The organism is Nocardioides jiangsuensis (assembly GCF_019679455.1).
Lineage (GTDB): Bacteria > Actinomycetota > Actinomycetes > Propionibacteriales > Nocardioidaceae > Nocardioides_C > Nocardioides_C jiangsuensis.
The window spans coordinates 443,366-467,117 of the sequence record NZ_JAIEZQ010000003.1; the positions used below are offsets into that span (position 1 = coordinate 443,366).

26 protein-coding genes and 1 tRNA gene are annotated in these 23,752 nt (G+C 72.6%); 17 read left to right on the plus strand and 10 right to left on the minus strand.

Annotated features, from left to right (window positions below):
• Window positions 1-62 precede the first annotated feature (62 nt).
• The 9 genes from K1X13_RS18020 to K1X13_RS18060 all read left to right on the plus strand — a co-directional run bounded on the left by K1X13_RS18020 (window position 63) and on the right by K1X13_RS18060 (window position 4,872).
• Complete coding sequence (locus K1X13_RS18020; protein ID WP_221026519.1) at window positions 63-413, plus strand: DUF8830 family protein; 351 nt, start codon at window positions 63-65, stop codon at window positions 411-413.
• A gap of 25 nt (window positions 414-438) precedes the next feature.
• Window positions 439-1,710, plus strand: a complete 1,272-nt coding sequence (locus tag K1X13_RS18025; protein WP_221026520.1) for a glutamate-5-semialdehyde dehydrogenase — start codon at window positions 439-441, stop codon at window positions 1,708-1,710.
• The gene (locus K1X13_RS18030) at window positions 1,694-2,308 is read left to right on the plus strand and encodes a CDP-alcohol phosphatidyltransferase family protein (RefSeq protein WP_221026521.1); all 615 of its coding nucleotides are present in this window, start codon (window positions 1,694-1,696) and stop codon (window positions 2,306-2,308) included. Before K1X13_RS18025 ends, K1X13_RS18030 begins: the two co-directional genes overlap by 17 nt.
• Before the next feature lie 76 nt (window positions 2,309-2,384).
• Window positions 2,385-2,537 carry a hypothetical protein gene (locus K1X13_RS18035; RefSeq protein WP_221026522.1) on the plus strand — a complete coding sequence of 51 codons (153 nt, stop codon included), beginning with the start codon at window positions 2,385-2,387 and terminating at the stop codon, window positions 2,535-2,537.
• A 26-nt stretch (window positions 2,538-2,563) separates the two neighbouring features.
• On the plus strand, window positions 2,564-3,217 hold the full coding sequence (nadD, locus tag K1X13_RS18040) for a nicotinate-nucleotide adenylyltransferase (protein ID WP_308249627.1): 654 nt from the start codon (window positions 2,564-2,566) through the stop codon (window positions 3,215-3,217).
• On the plus strand, window positions 3,214-3,594 hold the full coding sequence (gene rsfS, locus K1X13_RS18045; RefSeq protein ID WP_221026523.1) for a ribosome silencing factor: 381 nt from the start codon (window positions 3,214-3,216) through the stop codon (window positions 3,592-3,594). Before nadD ends, rsfS begins: the two co-directional genes overlap by 4 nt.
• Window positions 3,591-4,223 (plus strand): histidine phosphatase family protein, encoded by a 633-nt coding sequence (locus K1X13_RS18050; RefSeq protein ID WP_221026524.1) that lies wholly within the window; start codon window positions 3,591-3,593, stop codon window positions 4,221-4,223. Before rsfS ends, K1X13_RS18050 begins: the two co-directional genes overlap by 4 nt.
• 14 nt (window positions 4,224-4,237) lie before the next feature.
• The gene (locus K1X13_RS18055) at window positions 4,238-4,717 is read left to right on the plus strand and encodes a universal stress protein (protein WP_221026525.1); all 480 of its coding nucleotides are present in this window, start codon (window positions 4,238-4,240) and stop codon (window positions 4,715-4,717) included.
• 79 nt (window positions 4,718-4,796) lie between these two features.
• Window positions 4,797-4,872 (plus strand) — tRNA-Ala (locus K1X13_RS18060).
• Between the two features lie 86 nt (window positions 4,873-4,958).
• Here the strand turns inward: K1X13_RS18060 and K1X13_RS18065 are convergent.
• On the minus strand, window positions 4,959-5,465 hold the full coding sequence (locus K1X13_RS18065) for a YflT domain-containing protein (protein WP_221026526.1): 507 nt from the start codon (window positions 5,463-5,465) through the stop codon (window positions 4,959-4,961).
• A 91-nt stretch (window positions 5,466-5,556) separates the two neighbouring features.
• Here K1X13_RS18065 and K1X13_RS18070 point away from each other — a divergent pair, with 91 nt between their 5' ends.
• A complete protein-coding gene (locus tag K1X13_RS18070; RefSeq protein ID WP_221026527.1) occupies window positions 5,557-6,003 on the plus strand; it encodes a hypothetical protein in 447 nt (148 codons plus the stop codon).
• Between the two features lie 32 nt (window positions 6,004-6,035).
• On the opposite strand, the gene K1X13_RS18075 is transcribed toward K1X13_RS18070, so the two are convergent.
• The 7 genes from K1X13_RS18075 to galE (K1X13_RS18105) all read right to left on the minus strand — a co-directional run bounded on the left by K1X13_RS18075 (window position 6,036) and on the right by galE (K1X13_RS18105) (window position 10,908).
• Window positions 6,036-6,755, minus strand: a complete 720-nt coding sequence (locus K1X13_RS18075; protein ID WP_221026528.1) for a hypothetical protein — start codon at window positions 6,753-6,755, stop codon at window positions 6,036-6,038.
• Between the two features lie 72 nt (window positions 6,756-6,827).
• Window positions 6,828-7,283, minus strand: a complete 456-nt coding sequence (locus K1X13_RS18080) for a hypothetical protein (RefSeq protein WP_221026529.1) — start codon at window positions 7,281-7,283, stop codon at window positions 6,828-6,830.
• A 124-nt stretch (window positions 7,284-7,407) separates the two neighbouring features.
• A complete protein-coding gene (locus K1X13_RS18085; protein WP_221026530.1) occupies window positions 7,408-7,770 on the minus strand; it encodes a hypothetical protein in 363 nt (120 codons plus the stop codon).
• Window positions 7,771-7,878: 108 nt separating this feature from the next.
• Window positions 7,879-8,640, minus strand: coding sequence for an SDR family NAD(P)-dependent oxidoreductase (locus tag K1X13_RS18090; RefSeq protein WP_221026531.1), 762 nt, complete (start codon window positions 8,638-8,640; stop codon window positions 7,879-7,881).
• A complete protein-coding gene (locus K1X13_RS18095) occupies window positions 8,640-8,948 on the minus strand; it encodes a hypothetical protein (protein WP_221026532.1) in 309 nt (102 codons plus the stop codon). The genes K1X13_RS18090 and K1X13_RS18095 overlap by 1 nt, the downstream gene beginning before the upstream one ends.
• Window positions 8,945-9,907 (minus strand): UDP-glucose 4-epimerase GalE, encoded by a 963-nt coding sequence (gene galE, locus K1X13_RS18100; protein WP_221026533.1) that lies wholly within the window; start codon window positions 9,905-9,907, stop codon window positions 8,945-8,947. The genes K1X13_RS18095 and galE (K1X13_RS18100) overlap by 4 nt, the downstream gene beginning before the upstream one ends.
• The gene (gene galE / locus K1X13_RS18105) at window positions 9,904-10,908 is read right to left on the minus strand and encodes a UDP-glucose 4-epimerase GalE (RefSeq protein WP_221026534.1); all 1,005 of its coding nucleotides are present in this window, start codon (window positions 10,906-10,908) and stop codon (window positions 9,904-9,906) included. Before galE (K1X13_RS18105) ends, galE (K1X13_RS18100) begins: the two co-directional genes overlap by 4 nt.
• A gap of 128 nt (window positions 10,909-11,036) precedes the next feature.
• Here galE (K1X13_RS18105) and K1X13_RS18110 point away from each other — a divergent pair, with 128 nt between their 5' ends.
• The 3 genes from K1X13_RS18110 to leuS all read left to right on the plus strand — a co-directional run bounded on the left by K1X13_RS18110 (window position 11,037) and on the right by leuS (window position 15,870).
• Window positions 11,037-12,728 carry a sodium:solute symporter family protein gene (locus tag K1X13_RS18110; RefSeq protein ID WP_308249628.1) on the plus strand — a complete coding sequence of 564 codons (1,692 nt, stop codon included), beginning with the start codon at window positions 11,037-11,039 and terminating at the stop codon, window positions 12,726-12,728.
• Window positions 12,729-12,754: 26 nt separating this feature from the next.
• Complete coding sequence (locus tag K1X13_RS18115) at window positions 12,755-13,048, plus strand: hypothetical protein (RefSeq protein WP_221026535.1); 294 nt, start codon at window positions 12,755-12,757, stop codon at window positions 13,046-13,048.
• Between the two features lie 317 nt (window positions 13,049-13,365).
• Window positions 13,366-15,870 (plus strand): leucine--tRNA ligase, encoded by a 2,505-nt coding sequence (gene leuS, locus K1X13_RS18120; RefSeq protein ID WP_221026536.1) that lies wholly within the window; start codon window positions 13,366-13,368, stop codon window positions 15,868-15,870.
• 84 nt (window positions 15,871-15,954) lie between these two features.
• On the opposite strand, the gene K1X13_RS18125 is transcribed toward leuS, so the two are convergent.
• Window positions 15,955-16,602: an SDR family oxidoreductase gene (locus K1X13_RS18125; protein ID WP_221026537.1), complete on the minus strand. Its 648-nt coding sequence runs from the start codon at window positions 16,600-16,602 to the stop codon at window positions 15,955-15,957.
• Between the two features lie 111 nt (window positions 16,603-16,713).
• On the opposite strand from K1X13_RS18125, the gene K1X13_RS18130 reads away from it, so the two are divergent.
• The 3 genes from K1X13_RS18130 (at window position 16,714) to K1X13_RS18140 (ending at window position 20,995) form a co-directional block, all read left to right on the plus strand.
• On the plus strand, window positions 16,714-17,580 hold the full coding sequence (locus K1X13_RS18130) for a DegV family protein (RefSeq protein ID WP_221026538.1): 867 nt from the start codon (window positions 16,714-16,716) through the stop codon (window positions 17,578-17,580).
• Window positions 17,581-17,670: 90 nt separating this feature from the next.
• On the plus strand, window positions 17,671-18,657 hold the full coding sequence (locus K1X13_RS18135; protein WP_221026539.1) for a helix-hairpin-helix domain-containing protein: 987 nt from the start codon (window positions 17,671-17,673) through the stop codon (window positions 18,655-18,657).
• A gap of 13 nt (window positions 18,658-18,670) precedes the next feature.
• On the plus strand, window positions 18,671-20,995 hold the full coding sequence (locus tag K1X13_RS18140; RefSeq protein WP_308249629.1) for a ComEC/Rec2 family competence protein: 2,325 nt from the start codon (window positions 18,671-18,673) through the stop codon (window positions 20,993-20,995).
• 74 nt (window positions 20,996-21,069) lie between these two features.
• Here K1X13_RS18140 and K1X13_RS18145 read toward each other — a convergent pair whose 3' ends face one another.
• Complete coding sequence (locus K1X13_RS18145) at window positions 21,070-22,551, minus strand: serine/threonine-protein kinase (RefSeq protein ID WP_221026541.1); 1,482 nt, start codon at window positions 22,549-22,551, stop codon at window positions 21,070-21,072.
• A 174-nt stretch (window positions 22,552-22,725) separates the two neighbouring features.
• Here K1X13_RS18145 and holA point away from each other — a divergent pair, with 174 nt between their 5' ends.
• Entirely contained in the window at window positions 22,726-23,709 is a 984-nt protein-coding gene (gene holA / locus K1X13_RS18150; RefSeq protein ID WP_221026542.1) for a DNA polymerase III subunit delta, read from the plus strand.
• Window positions 23,710-23,752: the final 43 nt, after the last annotated feature.

A 23,752-nucleotide genomic window follows, 5' to 3' on the forward strand; every position in this document is an offset into this window, starting at 1 on the left:
CCCGAACGTGCCGCGCGACACTTAGGGGCAGGCGAAGTTTCGGGACCTAGAAGAGGTGACATGTGGGTGAGCCCATCCGGCTCTGGCACGTGACCGTGACCGTGGCAGGCAACGCCGTAGAACCCCTGGTGGTCCGCAACGCCCTCCGTCGCCTCAGCGACCAACGGCCGTTCCTGCACTCGCTCAAGTACGCAGGCTCCCGCGCCGAGATCCAGTACTGGGAGGAGGGCGAGACCCTCCTCGACGCCTCCTCGCTCGCGCTGCGGGTGTGGAACGAGTACCGGGAGTCCGCCGGCCTGCCGCGCTGGGAGGTCGTCGGCCTCGAGGTGCTCGAGCGCGGGGTGTTCCAGAGCCGCGGCATGGAGTACTCCGTGATCGTCGATCTCCAGGACGTGACACCGCTGCCGTTCTGAGGTGGCCCCGACCTAGGCTGGTCCCATGACAGCAACCACACCGGACCACGGCGTCGAGGCCGCCGTACACCAGGTCGCCGGACGCGCCCGGGCCGCCGCCACCGAGCTCGCGCTGGCCACCCGTGCCCGCAAGGACGCCGCGCTGCACGCGATGGCGGACGCGCTCGTCGGCGCCGGCCCGGAGGTCCTCGCCGCCAACGCCGAGGACGTCGCCGCCGCCGAGGCCGCGGGAACCGCCACGGCGATCGTGGACCGGCTCCGGCTCGACGTGTCGCGGGTGGCCGCGATGGCCGAGGGGCTGCGCGACGTGGCCGGGCTGCCCGACCCGGTCGGTGAGGTGGTCCGCGGGTCCACGCTCGCGAACGGGCTGGAGCTGCGCCAGGTCCGGGTGCCGTTCGGGGTCATCGGGATCATCTACGAGGCCCGCCCGAACGTGACCGCCGACGCCGCCGGGATCTGCCTCAAGGCCGGCAACGCGGTGCTGCTCCGCGGCTCGTCGAGCGCGCTGCGCTCCAACACCGCGATCGTGGGCGTCCTGCGCCGCGCCGCCCGCGACTCCGGGCTGCCCGAGGACGTCGTCCAGCTGGTGCCGGGGGAGGGCCACGAGCCGGCCAAGGCGCTGATGCGCGCGCGGGGGCTCGTCGACGTGCTCATCCCGCGGGGTGGCGCCGGGCTGATCCGGTCGGTGGTCGAGGAGTCCACGGTGCCGGTGATCGAGACCGGTGTCGGCAACTGCCACGTGTACGTCGACGCGGAGGCCGACCTCGAGCAGGCGGTCGCGATCGTGCTGAACGCGAAGACCCAGCGCACGTCCGTGTGCAACGCCGCGGAGTCGCTGCTCGTGCACCGCGACGTCGCCGACGAGTTCCTGCCCCGGGTGGTCTCTGCGCTGCAGGAGGCCGGGGTCACCGTGCACGGCGACGAGACGTTCGCGGCGTGCGACGGGGTGGTCCCCGCCACCGACGAGGACTACGGCCGGGAGTACCTCTCGCTCGACATCTCCGCGGCCGTCGTCCCCGACCTCGGCGCCGCGGTGGAGCACATCCGCCGCTACTCGTCCGGGCACAGTGACGCGATCGTCACCCGGTCGCAGCCGGCCGCCCGCCGGTTCGTCGCCGCGGTCGACTCGGCGGCGGTGCTCGTCAACGCCTCGACCCGGTTCACCGACGGCGGAGAGTTCGGCTTCGGCGCCGAGATCGGCATCTCGACCCAGAAGCTGCACGCCCGGGGACCGATGGGGCTGCCGGAGATGACCTCCACGAAGTACGTGGTCACCGGCGATGGACACGTCCGCTGACGTCGAGTCACCCGATGTCTGGGCCGACCCGGCCCAGGAACGTCTCGGCACACCGGCCAACGTCGTCACCCTCGTCCGCACCGTCGCCTCGGTGGTCGTCGCCGGCGTCGCGGTCCGCGGGGACAGCCTGCCGCTGCTGCTGGTGGCGCTCGGGCTCTACTGGGCCGGCGACCTCCTCGACGGGGTGGTCGCCCGGGTGCTGCGCTGCGAGAGCCGGGTCGGCGCGGTGCTCGACATCCTGGCCGACCGGACCTGCGCGGCGGCGTTCTACGTGGGCCTGGTCTGGTACGACGCGGACCTGGTCTGGCCGGTGCTGGTGTACCTCGTCGAGTTCATGGTGGTCGACGCGTACCTGTCCCTGGCGTTCCTGTCCTGGCCGGTGCGCAGCCCCAACTACTTCTACGTCGTCGACCGGCCGCTGTGGCTGTGGAACTGGTCCAAGCCCGGCAAGGCGGCCAACTCCGCGATGTTCGCGGTGATCCTGCTGCTGACCGGCAACGTCCCGCTCGGGCTCGCGATCGCGACCGCGCTGCTCGTGCTCAAGTGCGCCTCCCTGGTGCGGCTCATGCGGCTGGGTCTGCCCATCCCGGCGCACTGAGGGCGGGACGCGGTGGCTCGGCGGGGTGGGGCGGGCAGGACGCGACGGGTCGGCAGGGGACGGTAAGGTATGGCCCATGTCGCTCACGTCCATGATCACGGCTGCCGCTGAGACCCACAGCAGCGAGCCTGCCATCCACCCGTACGCCGTCGGCGCCATCGTGCTGGGGATCCTGCTGGTCCTGCTCGTCGGTCTGCTGATGTTCGGCAAGGGCCGCGACCACGCCTGACATGCGACCTGGGACGACGGACGCCGGTGACTGAGCTCGCTCGCCTGCCCCACGACGGCAGGCGCCGCATCGGAGTCATGGGCGGCACCTTCGACCCCATCCACCACGGCCACCTCGTCGCCGCGAGCGAGGTGCAGGCCTGGTTCGACCTCGACGAGGTCGTCTTCGTGCCCACCGGCGAGCCGTGGCAGAAGGCGCACCGCGAGGTGAGCGCGCCGGAGGACCGGTACCTGATGACGGTCATCGCGACCGCCTCCAACCCCCGGTTCTGGGTGTCCCGCGTCGACATCGACCGGGGCGGCCCGACGTACACCATCGACACGCTCCGCGACCTGAAGGAGCTCCTGCCCGACGCGGACCTGTACTTCATCACCGGTGCCGACGCGCTCGGGGAGATCTTCACCTGGCGGGCCGCGGGGGAGCTGTTCGAGCTCGCCCACTTCGTGGGCTGTACCCGCCCCGGCTACGAGATGGACCTGTCCACCCTCGAGGGGATCCCGCACGACGCCGTGACGATCGTCGAGATCCCGGCGCTCGCGATCTCCTCCACCGACTGCCGCAACCGCACCGCGCAGGGTGAGCCGGTCTGGTACCTCGTCCCCGACGGCGTGGTGCAGTACATCGGCAAGCACGCCCTCTACGCCACCGACCAGCCCGAATCCAAGCTAGGACTCACGTGACCGCCACCGCCCACGCCCTCGAGCTCGTGCACGCCGCCGCCCAGGCTGCGTCGGACAAGCTCGCCGAGGACATCATCGCCTTCGACGTCTCCGACCAGCTCGTCATCACCGACGCCTTCGTGCTCTGCTCGGCCAGCAACGACCGGCAGGTCAAGGCGATCGTCGACGCCATCGAGGACAAGCTGCGCGAGCTCGGTGCCAAGCCGGTACGGCGCGAGGGCGAGCGCGACGGCCGCTGGGTCCTCATCGACTACGCGGAGATCGTCGTGCACGTCCAGCACGAGGAGGAGCGCTCCTTCTACGCCCTCGAGCGGCTGTGGCGCGACTGCCCGACCATCGAGCTGCCCGAGGCGGCCACCTCGGGGCGCGGGGAGTGACCGCGCGTCGGCTGGTGCTGCTTCGGCACGGGCAGACCTCGTGGAACGAGGCCGGCCGCGCGCAGGGCCACGCCGACATCTCGCTCGACGCCACCGGCCACGCCCAGGCGGCTGCGGCGGCGCCGTACCTCGCCGCCGTGCGGCCGGTGGCGCTGTGGAGCTCCGACCTCGCCCGCGCCCGGGAGACGTGCGGCTACGTCGCCGAGGCGGCCGGGTTGTCGGTCAAGCACGACGAGCGGCTCCGCGAGTTCGACGTGGGGGTGCGCCAGGGGCTGACCCTGGACGAGTTCGCGGTCCGGTTCCCCGACGAGCACGCGCAGTGGGTCGCCGGCGACCAGCCGATGCCGGTGGCGGGCGGGGAGACGGCGGGCGACGTGTGCGCCCGGATGATGCCGGTGCTGCGCGAGTGCCTCGACTCCCTCGACGCGGGGGAGACCGGGGTGGTCGTCGGGCACGGCGCATCGCTCAAGGTCGGCCTCCTCGGCCTGCTCGGCTGGGACATCGACGGCCACCGCGACCTCGTGGTGCTCGACAACTGCGGCTGGGCCACGGTCGAGCGGCGCGCGGGTGACGAGCGCATCCGTCTGGCCGGCTACAACGAGAAGGTGCTCCGAAGCGCCGCCATCTAGGGGAGGATGGAGCCATGAACGCGAGCATCGGTGATGTCACCAGGCGGGTCGTGTGCAACGGCGGTGTGGTGGTCGGTGACGACGGCTCCTCCGGCGCCGAGGAGGCGCTTCGGTTCGCCCTCGAGGAGGCGCGCCGCCGGGAGACCACGCTGCACGTGGTGCGCGCCTGGTCGATCATGAGCACCGCGCGGCCGATCGACGTACCGCAGGGCATCGCCGCCTCCCTGGAGGAGTACGAGGCGACCGCGTTGTCCGACGAGCAGAAGCGCGTCGCGCAGCTGCTCGGGGAGGACCACGGAGTCGAGGTCGAGGTGCACGCCGTGCACGCGCCCGCGGTGCAGGCCCTGATCGAGGCGTCCGAGTCCGCCGACGTCGTCGTGGTCGGCTCGCGCGGCCTGGGCGGGTTCCGCAGCCTGGTGCTCGGCTCGGTCGCCGAGCAGGTGCTCCGGCACGCCGCCGGGCCCGTGATCGTCGTACGCCACAAGGCCTCCTGACACGGGAGGTACCCCTCGATTTCGCATCCGAGGGGGCTGTTGGCTAAGATTCCCGAGTTGCCTGACCGAGTCGGGCGGCGGGGCTGTGGCGCAGCTGGTAGCGCACCTCCATGGCATGGAGGGGGTCAGGGGTTCGAGTCCCCTCAGCTCCACCAACACGGAAAGCCGGTTCTCACGGAGAGCCGGCTTTCGTCGTTCTCGGTGAGCCGCCGCCTGGCCGGAGGCCCCTCGCGGTCGCTGCTCAGCCGGTGTACGGCGACGGCCCGCCCGGCATCTGCGCGAGGAGCTCACGACCCCGCTGCGCGAGCTTGTGCTCGACGAGCACCTCGTACTTGGTCGCCACCACCTGGCTCACCGAGGTGAAGTCGCGGCGGCCGCGGGTTGCGGCGTACCCGACCAGCGCCCAGATCAGCCCGAACAGCGCCCCGAACAGCGCGGTGGAGAGGACCACCGGAAGCGTCTCGCCGGTGCCGAAGACTGCGAACACCAGCCCGATGAACAGGCCGAGCCACAGACCGGAGAGCATGCCGCCGACCGCCACCCGTCCGGTGGTGAGCCGCCCCGTGACCCGCTCGACCTGCTTGAGGTCGGTGCCGACGATCATGCAGTTCTCCACGGGGAACTCGTGGTCGGAGAGGTGGTCCACCGCGCGCTGCGCGTCGGCGTACGCGTCGTACACCCCGACGGACATCGGGAACTCCAGCGCCAGCGCGGCGCGGGACCCGGGAAGGTTCGCCTGGTTGTTCATGCCCCCATCGTGGCAGCAGGGTCCACTCGCGCGAAGGCCGCGCGCGGGCTCGGCTCGACACGCCTCGACGGGCCCACGTAGCGTGCGCCTCATGACGGGGACCCGGACAGAGCACCTGACGAGCGCGCTCGGCGCCGTGACACGGGTGGCACGCGACGACCTGCCCATCATGTACCTCGACGTCGCCTTCGACGTCGAGGCGATCCAGGCGGGCTGGCCGGCGTTCGAGTCCCGGTTCACCTCGCTGCGCGGACGCAAGATGATGGCCGTGGTCTTCCCCGAGCAGGGCATCTACCGGCTCGCCACCGCGATGCGCGACGAGGACGACCCGGACGCGCTCGGCCTCGACATGGGCGCGCTGCCCGGCGGGGCCTACCTCCGGCTCGCGCTCGTGGGCGAGGCGCCGCGGGTCTACCGCGACATCGGGCCCGCCTTCGACGCGCTGCACGGGCTGGGGGAGTACGACGCCTCCCGGCCCTCGATCGAGCTCTACCGCCGCCACGGTGAGGTCGACTGCCTGATGCCGGTCCTCGGCTGACCGGACGCGGAGGCTGCGCGACCTAGGTGTACCTAGGCGGGGTTCCGGGGGAGCAGCCGGTCCCAGCCGTCGACCAGGTCCAGGTTGGCCACGACCGGGAGCCGGACCGGGTAGGTGATGCCGACGAGCTCCCAGAAGCGGGTGAAGCTCCACGGGTCCGCGGGGTCCTCCCGATCCTCCGGGGGGTGCCGGTCGGCGTGCTGTCTGCGCCCCGGCCACCAGATGCGGATGCCGCGCGCGGGGATCTCCTCGACCTCGGCGTCGACGTCGTCGGCCTCTTCGGGTCCGGCCTGGCGGAAGTGGGTCGCGACGTCCGCGACGGGGACGCCGAACACGGCTGCGACCGTCGCCGGGTCACCCGCCCACGCGCGCGCCACCGACTCGACCTCGCCGAGGTGCCGGGCGAGCGCCAGCGGGTAGGAGGCGAACCTGTCCAGCACGGTGCCGGCGCGGAGCAGGTGGTGCGACCAGCCGTCGTTGCCGGCGAGGCCGACCGCGCTGACCACGGTGTCGAGACGTTCCGACAGGGCACGGCAGATGGCCACGTCGTACAGGTTGAAGTACTCCGGCCACAGCACCCCGGTCCAGCCGTCGAGCGGTTCGAAGACGTCGATGGTGGCGGGGCTCAGCGGACGCCCCACGTCGGACACCGAGGTGGTGACGCCGTGCTCGCGCAGGTACGCGGTGATGCCGTCCACCAGGTCGCACGCGGCCACGTCGCGGAACGCCGACACCGTCAGGTAATGCCCCATGCCCGCGCACCCTAGCCCCCCGCGGCCTCGCGGACAGCCGAACCGCGGGACGTGGCGGCGTCGGGACGCGGGTCAGCGCTTGGCCGAGCGGACCTTGGCGACCGCCACCGCGATGAGCAGACCGAGCAGGAGCACGAGCAGGAGGACGGGAGACAGCACGGCCAGCAGCACGAGCGCGACCACCGCGGCCACGATGGCGGCCTTGACCTTGCTTCCGCCGCCGGACCAGGCTCCCTTGACCGCCGCCCAGACGGGGTTCTTGCCCTGCAGGCCGGCCTGGACGCCGCTGACCGCGGCCTGCTGCTTCGCCCCACCGCCGGTGACACCCTCGGCCACGTCCGCGAGGCCGGAGGACGCGGCTTCGACGGTGCTCTCGGCCACCCCGGTGAGCTTGCCTCCCAGGGCGTCGATCTTCTGCGACACCTTGGCCGCCGCGAACTCGAGCGCGGTGCTCAGCACGTGGCGGAACGCGGCGCCGGGGCTCGCCGTGGAGTCGGTCGTCGCAGGGTCGGCGTGGTGTGCAGTCATGTGATCACTTCCTCGGTTCGACCGTACCCGTCGGCCGGCGCCCTACCCGTCCTTCCCGGTGCGGACGACATCCGACCCGGCTCAGGGTCGAGGTCCCCCCTGCCCAGGCATCGTGGGTGGCCGCTCACTCCCACCAGAGCGTCTCGCCGAGCACGACGACGACCAGCAGGGCCGGGAACAAGGACAGCGGGAGCCACAGCAGCGCCCACTGTTCGTGCCTGACCTTGGCGACGACCGCGAGCGCGAAGGCCGCGAGAGACGCGACCAACCCGCCGAGCAGCGCCACCGCGCCGAGGAGACCGACCCAGGTGTCCTCGGTGGCACCCACGCCACCCACGGCCAGCGCCACCGCGAAGATCGTGTACGACACCGCGATCACGGCCGCGACCGCAGCCGCGAGCCCGACTGCCCACCGGGCCGGGCGGGAGTGCCCGTCGGCGGGACCTGCGGGGCTGCGGGCGGGTCCTGGCACGGGTTCGGCTGTCATCGAGCTCACCTCTCTCGCGAACCCCCGGTTCCTCGTGGCTCGATCGTCCCATCGCCGCCCGGTCGGGAGCAGAGGACAACGGCCCCCGTTCCGCCAGGTGCGGCGCGGTCAGGTGATCGTCATGCCGCCGTCGACCGCGAGGGTCTGCCCGGTCACGTAGCCACCGGCGTCGCTGGCGAGGAAGACCAGGGCCGCGGCGAGCTCGCGGGCGTCGCCCTTGCGGCCGGCGGGGATCCGCGGCGCCATCGAGTCCAGGTAGCCCTCGGGGTACTGGTCGGTCATCTCCGAGGCGAAGAATCCCGGCGCCAGCGCGTTGACCCGGATCCGCTTGCGGCCGGTCCACTGCTGGGCGAGGTCGCGGGTCAGCCCGATCAGGCCGGCCTTGCTCGCGGCGTACGCGGCCTGGGGGAGTCCCGCGGTGGTGATCCCCAGGACGCTGCTGATGTTGACGATGCTGCTGCCCGGCCCCATCACCCGGCCGCACTCCTGGGCCATCCAGTAGCAGCCGTTGAGGTTCACGTCGACGACCGAGCGGAACTGCTCCGGGGTCTCCCTGGTCGCGGGCACCGCGGTGCCGAGCCCGGCGTTGTTGACCAGGACGTCGACCCGGCCGAAGGCCGCCATCGTCTCCTCGACGAGCCGGCGGCAGTCCTCGGGCTCCGCGACGTCGGTGCGGACCGTGATCGCGCGGCGACCGGCCGCCTCGACCAGCTCCCGGGTCTCGTCGAGCCGCTCCACGCGGCGCGCGCCGAGCGCCACGTCGGCCCCGGCCTCGGCGAGGGCCTGCGCGAAGGCCACCCCCAGCCCGGACGACGCCCCGGTGACCACGGCCACCTTGCCGTCGAGGCGGAACATGTCGAGGACGCTCATCATTCTCCTTCGAAGGGACGGAGCTGGACGACCACGCCGCCGTACCGGGCCTCGTCGGCCCAGCAGCGGTTGCCGTCGACGTACACGAGGTGGGTGACCGTCACCTCGGCGGCGAGGGACTGGTCGTCGGCGTACCGGGCGGCGAACCCACCCGTCTCGCTGGTGTTGCCCAGCACCACCCGCCGACCGCCCTCGTCGGTGGCACGCGCGACGCACTCGCGGCACAGGTAGCCGGGGTAGTGGGGGACCGCCGGCTGCTCGCGGCCGCACACGGGGCAGGTCACCAGGTCGAGGGACACGTCGGTCACTCCGCGCTCTTCCGCGCCGCCCAGGCGCCGGCCACCATGTCGGTGAGGGTGTGCCGCATCTTCCAGTCGAGGTCGCGGGCCGCGAGCTCGCCGGTGGCCACGATCCGGTCCGGGTCGCCCGGCCGGCGCGGCGCGATCTCGGGGTCGAACGCGATCCCGGTCACCGCGGCCATCGCGTCCATGATCTCGCGGACCGAGCTGCCGGTCCCGCTGCCGAGGTTGTACGCCGGCGCCAGGGACGTCCCGTCCTCGAGCGCCCGCGCCGCCACCACGTGGGAGTGCGCGAGGTCGGCCACGTGCACGTAGTCGCGCACGCAGGTGCCGTCGGGGGTGGCGTAGTCCTCGCCGTTGATGCGCGGCGTACGACCGGAGAGGAGCGCCTCGAACACCAGCGGAAACAGGTTGTGCGGGCTGCTGTCGTAGATCGCCGGGTCGCCGGAGCCGACCACGTTGAAGTAGCGCAGCGAGGTGTGCCGAAGGCCGACCGCGGTCGCCTGGTCGGCCAGCAGCCACTCGCCGACGAGCTTCGACTGGCCGTACGGCGACTGGGGTGCGAGCGGCGTGTCCTCGGTGACGAGCTCCTCGTCGGGGGTGCCGTACACCGACGCGCTGGACGAGAAGACCGCGTGCTGCACACCGGCCTCCTCCATCGCGCGCAGCACGCTCACCGTGCCGGTGACGTTCTGGTCGAAGGTGTGCAGCGGCCGCTGGACCGACACCCCGGCGTACTTGAAGCCGGCCACGTGCACCACGCCGGTGACCGCGTGCTCGCGCAGCGTGCGCCGGACCAGGTCGGTGTCGAGGATGCTGCCCCGGACGAACGGGGTGCCCTCGGGGACGAAGCCGGCGTGACCGCTCGACAGGTCGTCGAGGACGACGGCCCCGATCCCCACCTCGGCGAAGGCCCGGACGACGTGCGCGCCGATGTAGCCCGCGCCACCGGTCACCAGCCAGGTCACGGGTACCCCAGGACGGACTCGCGCTTCGCGCTCCACGCGAGCGCCGAGGCGATCGCGTCCTCCATGCTCAGCGAGGAGGTCCAGCCCAGGACCTCGCGGGCCTTGTCCACGTTGGCGAAGGCGCCGACGGCGTCACCGGGGCGGGGCGGCGCCTCGCGCAGCGGCACCGGTCGGGCGAAGACCTTCTCGAAGGCGGCGACGAGCTCCCGCACGGTGACGCCCGCGCCGGTGCCCACGTTGATCACCGTGCTCGGGGCGTCGACGGTGGCGAGCACGTCGTCGAACCGCTCCACGGCCTGCACATGCGCCTGCGCGAGGTCCCACACGTGGATGTAGTCGCGGATCCCCGTGCCGTCGCGGGTCGGGTGCTCGGTGCCGGTGATCGTGAACGCGTCCTTCTGCCCCATCGCGGCCATCACCAGCTGGCCGAGGACGTGGGAGGGCTCGCGGGCGTAGATCCCGGACTCGAGGTCGGGGTCGGAGCCGATCGGGTTGAAGTAGCGCAGCATGATCGCCCGCAGGTCGGTGGCGGCCGCCATGTCGGTCAGCGCCATCTCCATGACCCGCTTGGTCCGGGCGTACGGCGACGGCGGGTCGAGCGGGGCGTTCTCGTCGACCTCGAAGTCGTCGACGGTGGCGTAGAGCGAGGCCGAGGAGGAGAACAGCACCCGTGGCTTGCCGAGCTTCACGAGCTGGTCGAACAGCTCGAGCGACTTCGTCACGTTGTCGCGGTAGTACTCGTAGGGCAGCTCGACCGACTCCGGGACCACGATCCGGGCAGCCATGTGGATCGTGCAGTCGAGATCGGGGTGCTCCTCGACGATCCGGGCGAGCAGGCCGCGGTCGGCGATGTCGCCCTCGTAGAAGATGCGGTCCTTCACGAAGACGCGGGGGCCGGTGAGCAGGGAGTCGAGGATCACCGGGGTGTGCCCGGCCTCCTCGAGTGCCTTGGCCGTGGTCGATCCGAGGTAGCCGGCGCCGCCGGTGACGAGAACCTTCATGGCCCCGACCCTAGTGGGGTGGTTTGAAAATGTGTGGCAAGGGATACCAGTACTCACGGGCCTGGTTACGGCCGCGTGACCACCGGGTAACGTGCCGCCGGTCCTGAACACATCTATCGGGAGGCACCGTGGTTCTCGCGGCCGGTGACCAGCTGAGGCTCGACGCAAACTGGGTCGACTACCTGTTGGTGGCGCTCTACTTCATGTTCGTGCTCGGCATCGGATTCGCTGCGAAGCGGTCCGTGTCGAGCAGCATCGACTTCTTCCTCTCCGGACGGTCCCTGCCCGCGTGGGTGACCGGTCTGGCCTTCATCTCGGCGAACCTCGGCGCGATCGAGATCATGGGCATGTCCGCGACCGGTGCGGAGTTCGGCATGCCGACCATGCACTACTTCTGGATCGGCGCGATCCCGGCCATGCTGTTCCTCGGCGTGGTGATGATGCCGTTCTACTACGGCTCCAAGGTCCGCAGCGTGCCGGAGTTCATGCGGCGACGGTTCGGCACCGGGGCCCACCTGGTCAACGCGGTGAGCTTCGCGCTCGCGCAGGTGCTGATCGCGGGCGTGAACCTGTTCCTGCTCGCCAGCGTGGTCAACGCGCTGCTCGGCTGGCCGCTGTGGGTCTCACTGGTGATCGCCGCCGCGGTGGTGCTGTCCTACACCGCGCTCGGCGGGCTGTCCGCCGCGATCTACAACGAGGTGCTCCAGTTCTTCGTGATCGTCGCCGCGCTGCTGCCGCTGACCCTGATCGGTCTGAACAAGGTCGGCGGCTACGAGGGTCTGAAGGAGAAGGTGACCGCGGGCCCGAGCGGCGGAGCGGACCTGTCCTCCTGGCCGGGCCAGGCACTGTCGGGCTTCGACTCGCCGCTGCTGTCGGTGATCGGCATCGTCCTCGGCCTCGGCTTCGTGCTCTCCTTCGGCTACTGGACCACCAACTTCGTCGAGGTGCAGCGCGCGATGGCGTCGGAGTCGATGTCCGCGGCGCAGCGCACCCCGATCATCGGTGCCTTCCCGAAGATGTTCATCCCGTTCATCGTGGTGATCCCCGGCATGATCGCCGCGGTCACCGTCAACGAGCTGGCCACCTTCAAGGAGAACGGCGGCACGGGGGGCTCGGTCGACTACAACGACGCGCTACTGCTGCTGATGCGTGACCTGCTGCCCAACGGCATGCTGGGTCTCGCGATCGCCGGTCTGCTGGCGTCGTTCATGGCCGGCATGGCCGCGAACATCTCGGCGTTCAACACCGTGTTCAGCTACGACCTGTGGGAGCAGTACGTCGTCAAGGACCGCGAGGACTCCTACTACCTCCAGGTCGGCCGCGTGGTCACGGTGGCCGCCACGGTCCTCGCGATCGGTACGGCGTTCCTCGCCGCGGGCTACGCCAACCTGATGACCTACCTGCAGACGCTGTTCGGCTTCTTCAACGCGCCGCTGTTCGCCACGTTCATCCTCGGTATGTTCTGGAAGCGGATGACCCCGACCGCCGGCTGGATGGGTCTGGTGTCCGGCACCGCGGCCGCGGTCACGGTCTGGCTGCTCAGCGGGGACGTCCTGGGCGTGATCGGCATCGAGGGCCAGGGCGGTGCGTTCGTCGCCGCCGGCGCCGCGTTCGCGGTGGACATCGTGGTCAGCGTCGCCGTGAGCCTGATGACCAAGCCGCGGGAGTACGGCGAGCTGAAGGGGCTGGTCTGGTCCCTGACGCCCAAGGAGTCGTTCCAGGACGAGCACCCGTCGCGGCTGTCGTGGTACCAGAACCCGAACAAGCTCGCGGGCCTGGCGCTGGCCATGGTCATCGTCCTCAACTTCATCTTCGCCTGACCCGGCCGAGCCACCAGGAGACCGACATGAGCAAGCACGACACCACGGCCGGCAGGTCCCCGCACCGGGCCGGCGCGTTCGACATCCGCACGTTCATCGCGATGCTGATCGGCCTGTACGGGCTGGTCCTGGTCGTCACCGGGCTGGTCTCGACCAGCGCCGCCGACCTGGAGAAGGCCGGCGGGGTGAACGTCAACCTGTGGACCGGGATCGGCCTGCTGGTCGTCGCGGCCCTCTTCCAGGGCTGGGCGATGCTCCGCCCGCTCGTCGTACCCGAGGACTTCGACGGGCGCGAGGACGACCAGCACGGCGCCGGCTGACCGAGCCCGCGCGAGCTGCCCACTGACCTGGCTCAGGCCCTTCGGTGCCGGAGCCAGGTCAGTGCTGGTCGCGGGCCGGTTCGCGGGCCTGTTCGGCGGGCGGACGCACCGGGCACCGGACCGCGGTCCCTCCGCTGCGGTACCATGAGCCCGTGCGGAAGACTCTTCTTCTTAGTCAGCCGCGTTGACCACGATCCACGTCAGCGCGGCTACCCCTCATGCCTGAGGGGTTTTTTTATGCCCCGCCGTGAACCGCGGGCCCGGGGCCGGGAGAGGACCACGACGACCAGCACGCCGCGACAGGAAGACGAAGACCGATGAGCGAGCAGACCCAGAGCCAGGAACACGCAGCGGAGCCCGCCACCTATGACGTGGTCGCCGCGCAGGACCGCTGGCGCAAGGTGTGGGACGACCTGAACCCGTTCGAGGCCGCCGACGACGGGAGCCGGGAGCGCCGCTACGCGCTGACGATGTTCCCCTACCCCAGCGGGGACCTGCACATGGGCCACGCCGAGGTGATGGCGCTGCACGACGTGATCGCGCGCTACTGGTGGCAGCGCGGGTACGACGTGCTGAACCCGATCGGCTGGGACTCCTTCGGCCTGCCCGCGGAGAACGCCGCGATCCGCCGCGACGAGCACCCGGCGACGTACACCTACGCCAACATCGAGACCCAGGCCGAGTCGTTCCGCCGCTACGGGATGAGCTTCGACTGGTCCCGGCGGCTGCACACCAGCGACCCGGAGTACTACCGGTGGACGCAGTGGCTGTTCCTGCGCTTCCGCGAGCGGGGCCTGGCCTACCGCAGGTCCAGCCCGGTCAACTGGTGCCCCAACGACCAGACCGTGCTGGCCAACGAGCAGGTCGTCGGCGGCATGTGCGACCGCTGCGGCGCCGAGGTCACCAAGCGCGAGCTGACCCAGTGGTATTTCAAGGTCACCGACTACGCCCAGCGGCTGCTGGACGACATGGAGGGGCTGAAGGCCACCTGGCCCGAGCGCGTGCTGGCGATGCAGCGCAACTGGATCGGCCGCTCCGAGGGCGCGCACGTCGACTTCGAGATCGAGCCCGCCGGCGAGGAGCCCGGCCGCACGGTCACGGTGTTCACCACCCGCCCGGACACGCTGTACGGCGCCACGTTCTTCGTGGTGGCCGCCGACGCGAAGCTGGCCGGCGAGATCTGCGCGCCCGAGCAGCGGGAGGCGTTCGAGGCCTACCTGGCTCAGGTGCGCAAGGAGACCGACATCGACCGGCTGTCCAGCGAGCGCGAGAAGACCGGTGTCTTCCTGGGCCGCTACGCCGTCAACCCGGTCAACGGCGAGCGGATCCCGGTCTGGGCCGCGGACTACGTGCTGGCCGACTACGGCACCGGCGCGGTGATGGCGGTCCCCGCCCACGACCAGCGCGACCTGGACTTCGCGAAGGCGTTCGACCTGCCGGTACGCCGCGTCGTCGACACCGGCGAGGAGAACCCCGAGGAGACCTTCGTCGCCACCGCCGGTGACGGCGTGTACGTGAACTCCGACGACCTGGACGGGCTGACCGACAAGGCGTCGGGGATCGCCCAGATCGTCGGCCGGCTGGAGGGCGAGGGCCGCGGCAAGGGCGCGGTCAACTTCCGGCTGCGCGACTGGCTGCTGTCCCGTCAGCGGTTCTGGGGCTGCCCGATCCCGATCATCCACTGCCCGACGTGCGGCGAGGTCCCGGTTCCCGACGACCAGCTGCCCGTCGTACTGCCGGACCTGAGGGGAGCCGACCTGAAGCCCAAGGGCACCTCGCCGCTGGCCGCCGCGGAGGAGTGGGTCGACGTCGACTGCCCGTCGTGCGGCGGGCCCGCCAAGCGGGACAGCGACACGATGGACACCTTCGTCGACTCGTCGTGGTACTTCCTGCGCTACTGCTCCCCGGACTACACCGAGGGCCCCTTCGACCCCGAGGCGGTCCGGAGGTGGATGCCGGCGCATCAGTACGTGGGCGGTGTCGAGCACGCCATCCTGCACCTGCTGTACAGCCGGTTCTTCACCAAGGTGCTGCACGACATGGGCATGGTCGACTTCGAGGAGCCGTTCCAGGCGCTGCTGAACCAGGGCCAGGTCATCAACCAGGGCAAGGCGATGAGCAAGTCCCTGGGAAACGGCGTGAACCTGGGCGACATGATCGACCAGTACGGCGTCGACGCGGTCCGGCTGACGATGGTGTTCGCGGGACCGCCCGAGGACGACATCGACTGGGCCGACATGTCCCCGTCCGGGTCGCTGAAGTTCCTGCAGCGCGCGTGGCGGCTGAGCGGTGACGTCACCTCGGAGCCGGGGACGCCGTACGACGGCGGCGACGTGACCCTGCGCAAGGCCACGCACCGCACGCTGCGCGAGGTCGAGCACCTGGTCGACTCGCACCGGTTCAACGTGGTCGTCGCCCGGGTCATGGAGCTGGTCAACGTCACCCGCAAGGCGATCGACTCGGGCTGCGGCCCGACCGACCCGGCGGTGCGCGAGGCGGTCGAGGCCGTCGCGATCCTGCTGTCCCTGGTCGCGCCGTACACCGCGGAGGAGATGTGGTCTCGGCTGGGCCACGAGCCGACCGTGGCGAAGGCCGGCTGGCCGACCGTCGACGAGGCGCTGCTGGTGCAGGACTCGGTCACCGCGGTCGTGCAGGTGCAGGGCAAGCTGCGGGCCAAGCTGGAGGTCGGCCCGGACATCTCCGAGGCGGACCTGGAGGCGATGGCGCTGGCCGAGCCGGTGATCCAGCGGGCGCTGGAGGGGAAGACGGTCCGGAAGGTGATCGTCCGGGCGCCGAAGCTGGTCAACATCGTCGCCGGCTGACCCCTCACGAACAACCGGGTCGATCTCCTGCACGTGGTGCGGGTGATCGACCCGGTTGCGTGAACGGGGCGCGTGGCTGTCTCGTCAGAGGCCGGCGAGGGCCTCGGCGACGGGGGTCTGGCCGGTGAGGACGGTGAACTGCCTGCGGATCGTCGCGGGGTTCCCGAGGGCGGCGAGGAGGACGGCGGCGACGTCCTCGCGGGGGATCTCCCGCGGGTCCGACCCGGGGTCGAGCGAGATGCTGCCGGTGCCCTCGTCGTCGGTGAGCCGGCCGGGCCGGACGATGGTCCAGTCGAGGTCACGTCCGCGCAGGTCCTCGTCGGCCGCGGCCTTGGCCCGCAGGTACACCTGGAAGACCTGGTCGCTGTCGGGGTCGGCCTGGTCGGTGCCCATCGAGGAGACCATCAGGTAGCGCCGTACGCCCGCCTGCTCCGCGGCGTCGGCCAGCAGCGCAGCGGCAGCGCGGTCCACGGTGTCCTTGCGTGCGGCGCCGCTGTTAGGGCCACCTCCGGCGGCGAAGACCACCGCGTCGGCGCCGGAGACGACGGCGGCGACGTCCGCGGCCGAGGCCTGCTCGAGGTCGAGTACGACGCCCCGGGCACCGACCTTCTCGAGGTCGGGGACGTGGTCGGGGTTGCGGACCAGGCCGACGGCCTCGTGACCCGCCTCGGCGAGCTGCCGCTCGAGCCGCAGGGCGATCTGGCCGTGTCCGCCGGCGATGACGACGCGCATGTGCTTCCTTCCGTCGGGGGTCGTGGACGGGGGAGTACCCCTGTCCCGGGCACAACACGTCCGGGACGCGGACGATTCCGTCAGCACCTGACCGACCGGTAACCTTCCCGCATGCCCCGCACCGCCCTCGTCACCGACTCGACGGCCTCGCTGCCGCCCGAGGTCGCTGCCGAGCACGGCATCACCGTGGTCCCGCTGCAGGTGGTGATCGGCGCGCGCTGCTACGACGAGGGCGTCGACGGCGGTGCCAACGCCGGCACGGTGGCCGAGGCGCTGCGCACCTGGGTGCCGGTGAGCACCTCCCGCCCCACGCCCGCCGCCATGCTCGAGGCCTACGAGCGGGCGGCCGCCGAGGGTGCCACCGAGATCCTGTCCGTACACCTCTCCGGGGAGCTGAGCGGCACGGTCGAGTCCTCCCAGCTCGCGGCCAAGGAGTCGCCGGTGCCGGTGACCACGGTGGACTCCCGCCAGCTCGGGATGGCGACCGGCTTCGGGGTGCTCGCCGCCGCGGACGTCCTCGCGGCGGGCGGCAGCGCCGCGGAGGCGGCCGCGGTCGCGGAGAAGCGGACCAGCGGCACGACCTCGCTGTTCTACGTCGACACCCTGGAGTACCTGCGCCGCGGCGGCAGGATCGGCGCGGCCGCCGCGCTGCTCGGCTCCGCGCTGTCGGTGAAGCCGCTGCTCAAGCTCGAGGACGGCCGGATCGCCACGATCGAGAAGGTGCGTACGACGGGCCGGGCGCTGGGCCGGCTGGAGGAGCTCGCCGTCTCCGCCGCCGGGGACCAGAAGGTCGACCTGGCCGTGGCGCATCTCGCCAACCCCGAGCGCGCGGAGCTGCTCGCGGGCAACCTGCGCACCCGGCTCGCCTCCAACCTCGACGGCCGTGACGTCGTCGTGGGGGAGGTGGGCGCCGTGATCGGCGCCCACGTCGGGCCGGGCATGGTCGCGGTCGTCGTCTCGCCGCGCTGCGCCGACTGAGCCCGTCCCCGGGCCGGTCGGTGGACCGGCCGTCCACAGGTACGGCGGCGGGGCTGTCGCGGGCTGCCCGGGGCTCCTACGTTCGACCGCATGCGTGGACGCCGAGCAGCCCAGGAGCAGGTCGCCGAGGTCGCCCGGTGGCGACTCGAGCTGCTGAGCGCCGAGCTCGCCACCCTGCGGGAGGCGACGACCCCGCACGAGGGCGTCCCCCGGCCCGTCGGCGACGATCCGGTGACCGCGGCCCGGCAGAGCGGCGACGTGGGGCCGGCGGCCGTCGAGTCGTGGGCGGAGCCGCTGGCGCCGGGGCGGCACGCCCGTCGGCCCCTGGGCCCGCTGGCCCGTGTGGGCGGGTGGCTGCACGACCAGCTGCCGCCGACGCTGCACGGGCGGGTGGCCCTCACCTCCGGGCATCTCGCCGTGGTCGCGCTGCTCGTCGGCGCCGGGCTGGCGCTGACCGCGTGGTGGTCGGTGCGCGCCGACGGGGGTGAGCCGGTGCCCGCGCTCGCGCCCGCGGCGTCGCCGCAGGACGGGCTCGCGGTCGTGGACCCGTCGCCGGAGCCCCCGCCGACCTCGGGTCCGCTGACGAGCCCAGCCGCCTTCACCCCCGCCGCGGCGGCGGGGTCCGCGGCCGAGCCGGGTGCCGTCGTGGTCGTGGACGTCACCGGCCGCGTCCGCCGGCCGGGGATCGTCACCCTGCCGGTCGGCGCGCGGGTGGTCGACGCCCTCGAGGAGGCCGGCGGTGCGCGCAGGGGCGTCGACCTGGTGCCGCTGAACCTGGCCCGCCTGCTGGTCGACGGCGAGCAGATCGTGGTCGGCGTCCCACCCGCGGCCGGGGTCGCCGCCCCCGCGGCGTCCGCCCCGACGGGGTCCTCCTCGGCGGCCGGCTCGATGGTGAACATCAACAGCGCGTCGGAGGTGGAGCTCGAGGAGCTGCCCGGCGTGGGCCCGGTGACGGCCGCGGCGATCGTGCAGTGGCGCACCGAGCACGGTGCGTTCACCGCGGTCGACGAGCTGCTCGAGGTGTCCGGGATCGGCGATGCCACCCTCGCCGAGATGGCCCCCTACGTCACCCTCTGACGGGCGCGGACAGGTGCCGAGCCCGCACGAGGACGAGGGCGAGGAGCGGCCGTCGCCCGACCTGCGGGTGGTGCTGCTGGCGGTGGTCGCCTGGGCGGGGGCACTGGCCGGGTTCCTCCTGCAGCCCTGGCTGGCCGCCGCCGTGTCCGGACTCGCGGCGGCCGCGGTGACCGTCCGCTCCAGGAGAGGCCGGCCGGTCGTGCTCGCCGTGGCGTGCCTCGTGGCCGGGACGGCGGTCGGTGGCTCGGCGATGCTGCGGGCGGAGGCCAACCGATCCAGCCCGGTGGCCGCGCTCGCCGAGCAGCGGGCGTTCGTCACCGCCTCGCTGCGCGTCGCCTCCGACCCGGTGCGACGGGAGGGACGGTTCGCGTCGTACGTCCTGCTGCGGGCCACGGTGACGGAGGTCACCGGTCGTGGCCGGCGGTACGCCACGCACGTGCCGGTGCTCGTCATCGCGGGCGACCCGTGGCGCGAGGCCGAGCTCGGGTCGGTGGTCCGGGTGGAGGGGCGGCTGGCCCCGGCGGACGGACCGGACCTGGCGGCGGTGGTGTCGACGAGCCGTGACCCCACCGTGCTCGAGCCGCCCGCGGGGGTGCTGGACGCGGCGTCGGTGGTGCGGGCCGGGATCCGGGCCGCGGTCGCACCGGCCGGGCCTGAGGAGGAGGCGCTCATCCCCGCGCTGGTCGTCGGCGACGACCGGGGGATGCCGGCCGGGGTGGTGGAGAGCTTCCAGGTCGCCGGGCTGACCCACCTCCTGGCCGTCTCGGGCACCAACCTCACCCTGGTCGTGGGGTTCGTGCTCGTCCTCGCCCGGTGGGCCGGGGTGCGCGCCCGCGGGCTGGCCGTGGTCGGGGCGCTCGGCGTGCTCGGGTTCGTGCTGCTCGCGCGGCCCGAGCCGAGCGTGGTGCGGGCAGCGGCGATGGGGTCGGTGGCGCTGGTCGGCATGGGCACGAACGGCCGGGACCGGGGCGTGCGTGCCCTGGGCGTGGCGGTCCTGGTGCTGCTCCTGCTCGACCCGTGGCTCGCGCTCTCGCTCGGCTTCGTGCTCTCGGCGCTGGCCACCGCGGGCATCCTCCTGCTGGCCCCGCCGTGGCGGGACGCGCTGATGCGGTGGCTCCCGCGCTGGCTCGCGGAGGCGGTGGCGGTGCCGCTCGCCGCCCAGCTGGTCTGCACGCCGGTGGTGGCCGCGATCTCCGACCAGGTCAGCCTGGTGGCGGTGGTCGCGAACATGGCGGTCGCTCCGCTGGTCGGCCCGGCCACCGTGCTCGGCCTCGTCGGCGGGCTGGTGATGCTCGTCGTGGACCCGGTCGGGCTCCTGCTCGGTCGTCTGGCCGGGGGCTGCGCCTGGTGGATCGTGACGGTGGCCGACCGGAGTGCGCGGCTGCCGACCGCCGCGGTCGAGTGGTCGGCCACCGCCGGCTCGCTGGTGCTGCTCTCGCTGCTGTGCGTGGCGGCCGCGCTGGTGCTGCCGCGGATGCTGGCCCGGCGCGGTTGGTCCGTGGCGGGTGCGCTGGTCATGGTGCTGGTCGTCGTACGCCCGCTGCCGACCCCGGGCTGGCCGCCCGACGGCTGGGTGATGGTGGCCTGCGACGTGGGGCAGGGCGACGGGCTGGTGCTGCGGGCCGGCGAGGACACGGCGGTGGTGGTCGACGCGGGACCGGAGCCGGCCCTGATCGACCGGTGTCTGGACCGGCTGGGCGTGGAACGGGTGCCGGTGGTGGTGCTGACCCACTTCCACGACGACCACGTCGCGGGCCTGCCCGGCGTGCTGGCGGACCGGGTGGTGGGCGAGGTGCAGGTGACCGGGCTCCGCGACCCGGAGCAGGGCGCTGCGTCGGTGGACACCTGGGCGTCGGGCTCCGGTGTCCCGGTCCGGGTGCCGGCGTACGGCGAGGTGAGCCGGGTCGGGGAGCTCACCTGGCAGGTGGTGGGGCCCTCACGCGAGGTCGGCGGCGAGGGGTACGGCGAGGAGGGCTCGCCGGCCAACAACGCCAGCGTGACCCTGCTCGTGGTGACGCACGGCATCCGGATCCTGCTCACCGGCGACCTCGAGCCCGGGGCCCAGGAGCTGCTCGACCGGTCGACGACCGAGCTGCGGGTCGACGTGCTCAAGGTGCCGCACCACGGCAGTCGCTACCAGGACCCGGCGCTGCTCTCCGGTCTCGGCGCGCGGCTCGCGCTGATCTCGGTGGGGGAGGACAACGAGTACGGCCACCCCGCGCCCGAGACGCTCGACCTGCTCCAGGACGCCGGGGCCGAGGTGCGCCGGACCGACGAGTCGGGGGACGTCGCGGTCGTGGTGCGCGACGGCCACCTGTCCGTGGCCTCGACCCGCTGACCGGTGGTCCCCGGGCTGACCTGCCGTCCGGAGGACCGTGCGTCGTGGCGCGCGCTCCTCCGGACGAGGTGGCCCTACTGCGTCTGGGAGCTGATCACGCGGTCGTCGGCGATCGCGTAGGCGCCGTCCGAGCCCTGCAGGTCGATCTCCTGCTGCTCGGTGACCACCCGGCCGTCGTCGAAGGTGTAGGTGATCACGGTCGAGACGGTGTCCGAGCCGGAGCTGGCGGAGGTCTGGCTGCTCTCGACGGACTCGATCGAGCCCCAGAAGTCCTCGTACTCGTCCTTGCCGACCGACTGCATGCTCGGTGCGAGCATCGACCAGCCGGTGTCGGTGTCCTCGGGCATCACGTCGAAGTAGCCGTCCACGAAGTCGGCCTTCGCCTCCGCGGTGTCCGGAGCCGGGGCCGGCTTCGGCGTCTTCGAGGGCGTCTGCTCCGGGCTCGGCGTCGGCGTGGGAGACGGCGAGGGCGATCGCTTCGGGGACGCACCCTGGGTCTCGCTCGGCGTCGGTGTGCTCGTTCCCTGCGTCTGGCCCGCGGTCGCGTCGCCGTTCAGGTCCAGCAGGGCGTAGCCGGCCCCGGCCACGAGCAGCAGCGCGGCCGCGACAAGCAGCCAGGGGAGCAGGCCCTTGCGGCGTCGCCTCTCCGGCGGGGCGGCCACCGGAGCGGCGACGGGCCGCGAGGTTGTCGTGGTGGGGTCGTGGGCGTCGTCGGTCGCGAGCGGGACGGTCGCCGCGGCGGTCCGTTCGCGGCCGCGCTCGGCCACGCGGCGCAGGGCGTGGGCGGCGTCGGCCATGGCCCAGCGGGACCGCGGGTCGCGGTCCATCATCCGCGCGATCGGCTCGGCCAGGGGCCCGGCGTTCGAGGGCCGCGGCGGGGGCTCCGAGGCGATGGTCTGGAGCAGGGCGATCGGGTTGCGCTGCGTGGGGTACGGCGAGGCGCCCTCCACCGCGGCGTACAGCGTCGCGCCGAGCGCCCAGACGTCGGACTCCGGGCCCGGGTCGGCGCCGCGGGCGAGCTCGGGGGAGAAGTACGAGGGGGTTCCGGTGAGCAGTCCGGTGCTGGTCAGCTGCGGGTCCCCGGCCATCCGGGCGATGCCGAAGTCGCTGATCTTGGCCTGGTCGCCGGCGCCGACCAGCACGTTGCCCGGCTTCACGTCGCGGTGGATGGTGCCGCGCGCGTGCGCCGCGGCGAGCCCGTCGGCCACCTGGACGCCGATCCGGGCGGCGCGCTCAGGGGACAGCGGGCCGTCCTCGCGGAGGATCTCCGAGAGCGTCCGGGACGGGAAGTACTCCATCACCATCCAGATCTCGTCGCCGGTCTCGACCACGTCGAAGACGGAGACCACGTTCGGATGGTTGAGCGCGGCGGAGGAACGCGCCTCACGCATCGCCCGGGCGACGTCGGTCGACGTCTGGTCGGGCAGGTTGCCGACGTTCTTGACCGCGACGTCACGGCCGAGGACCTCGTCCTGGCAGAGCCAGACGGTCCCCATGCCTCCTCGGCCGACGGCGCGCTCCACGCGGTAGCGGCCGGCGATCAGTTCGGGCGACATGAGACCCCTTCCGGGCGGGCTGCGGGCATGACGACACAGGCGTACCCATCCCGCGGGCGGTTACGCGTCCCGACGGCCTCCGGGTAGCCGGGCACCGCGTCGATCGGTGGGGCGTCCGCCGTACGACGCCGCCGTCCGGGCCCGTCCCCGCCGTATGGCAGGCTGATCCTCACCATGGCGACCCCCAAGTCATCCGACGTCCTCGGCCACGTCACGCTCGTCACCGGGCCGGAGGAGTTCCTCAACGAACGGGCCGTCTCGCAGGCCCTCCAGGCCGTCCGGCACGCCGACGAGGAGTCCGAGGTCAGCGAGACCACCGCCGACCAGCTCAGCATGGGCACGCTCGCCGACCTGGCCGCGCCCTCGCTGTTCTCTACCATCCGGGTCGTGGTCGTGCGCGGCCTCGAGGACCTGCCCGAGGACACCCACGAGGGGCTGCTGCAGTACGCCGCGTCACCGGCCGACGACGTCGGTCTGGTGCTGCTTCACTCCGGGGGGCAGAAGGGGTCGGGCCTGCTCAACAAGCTGCGGAAGCTGAAGACGGTCACCGAGGTCAAGTCGGCGGCGCTCAAGGCGCACGAGTACCCCCGCTACGTCTCGGGCGAGGTCCGCTCGCACGGCGGCAGGATCGCCGAGGACGCCGCGGAGATCCTGGTGCAGGCGGTGGGGCAGGACCTCCGGGCCCTGGCCGGGGCCGCCCACCAGCTCGCGCACGACTTCACCGGCGAGCCGCTGACCGCCGAGGTGGTCAAGCGCTACTTCGGGGGCCGGGCCGAGGTGAAGGGGTTCGCGGTCGCCGACCACGCCATCTACGGGCGCACCGCCACCGCGCTGGAGGAGCTCCGCTGGGCCCTCGACAACGGCACCGCGCCGGTGCTGGTGACCAGCGCCTTCGCGAGCGGGCTGCGGGGGCTGGCGAAGTACAAGGCCGCCTCCCGTGGCCTGCGCGAGGCCGACCTGGCCCGTGAGGTCGGGGTGCCCCCGTGGAAGCTGCGCACGCTGCGCGAGCAGTCGCGCGGCTGGGAGGACGGCGGCATCGTCCGCGCGATCCACGCGGTCGCGCAGGCCGACGCCGACGTCAAGGGCGCGGCCAGCGACGCGGCGTACGCCCTCGAGCGCCTGGTCATCACCGTGTCCGAGTCACGTATCCAGCGCTGACGCGTCAGCGCGGGCGGCAGCAAGCACGACACGCGCAGGCGGA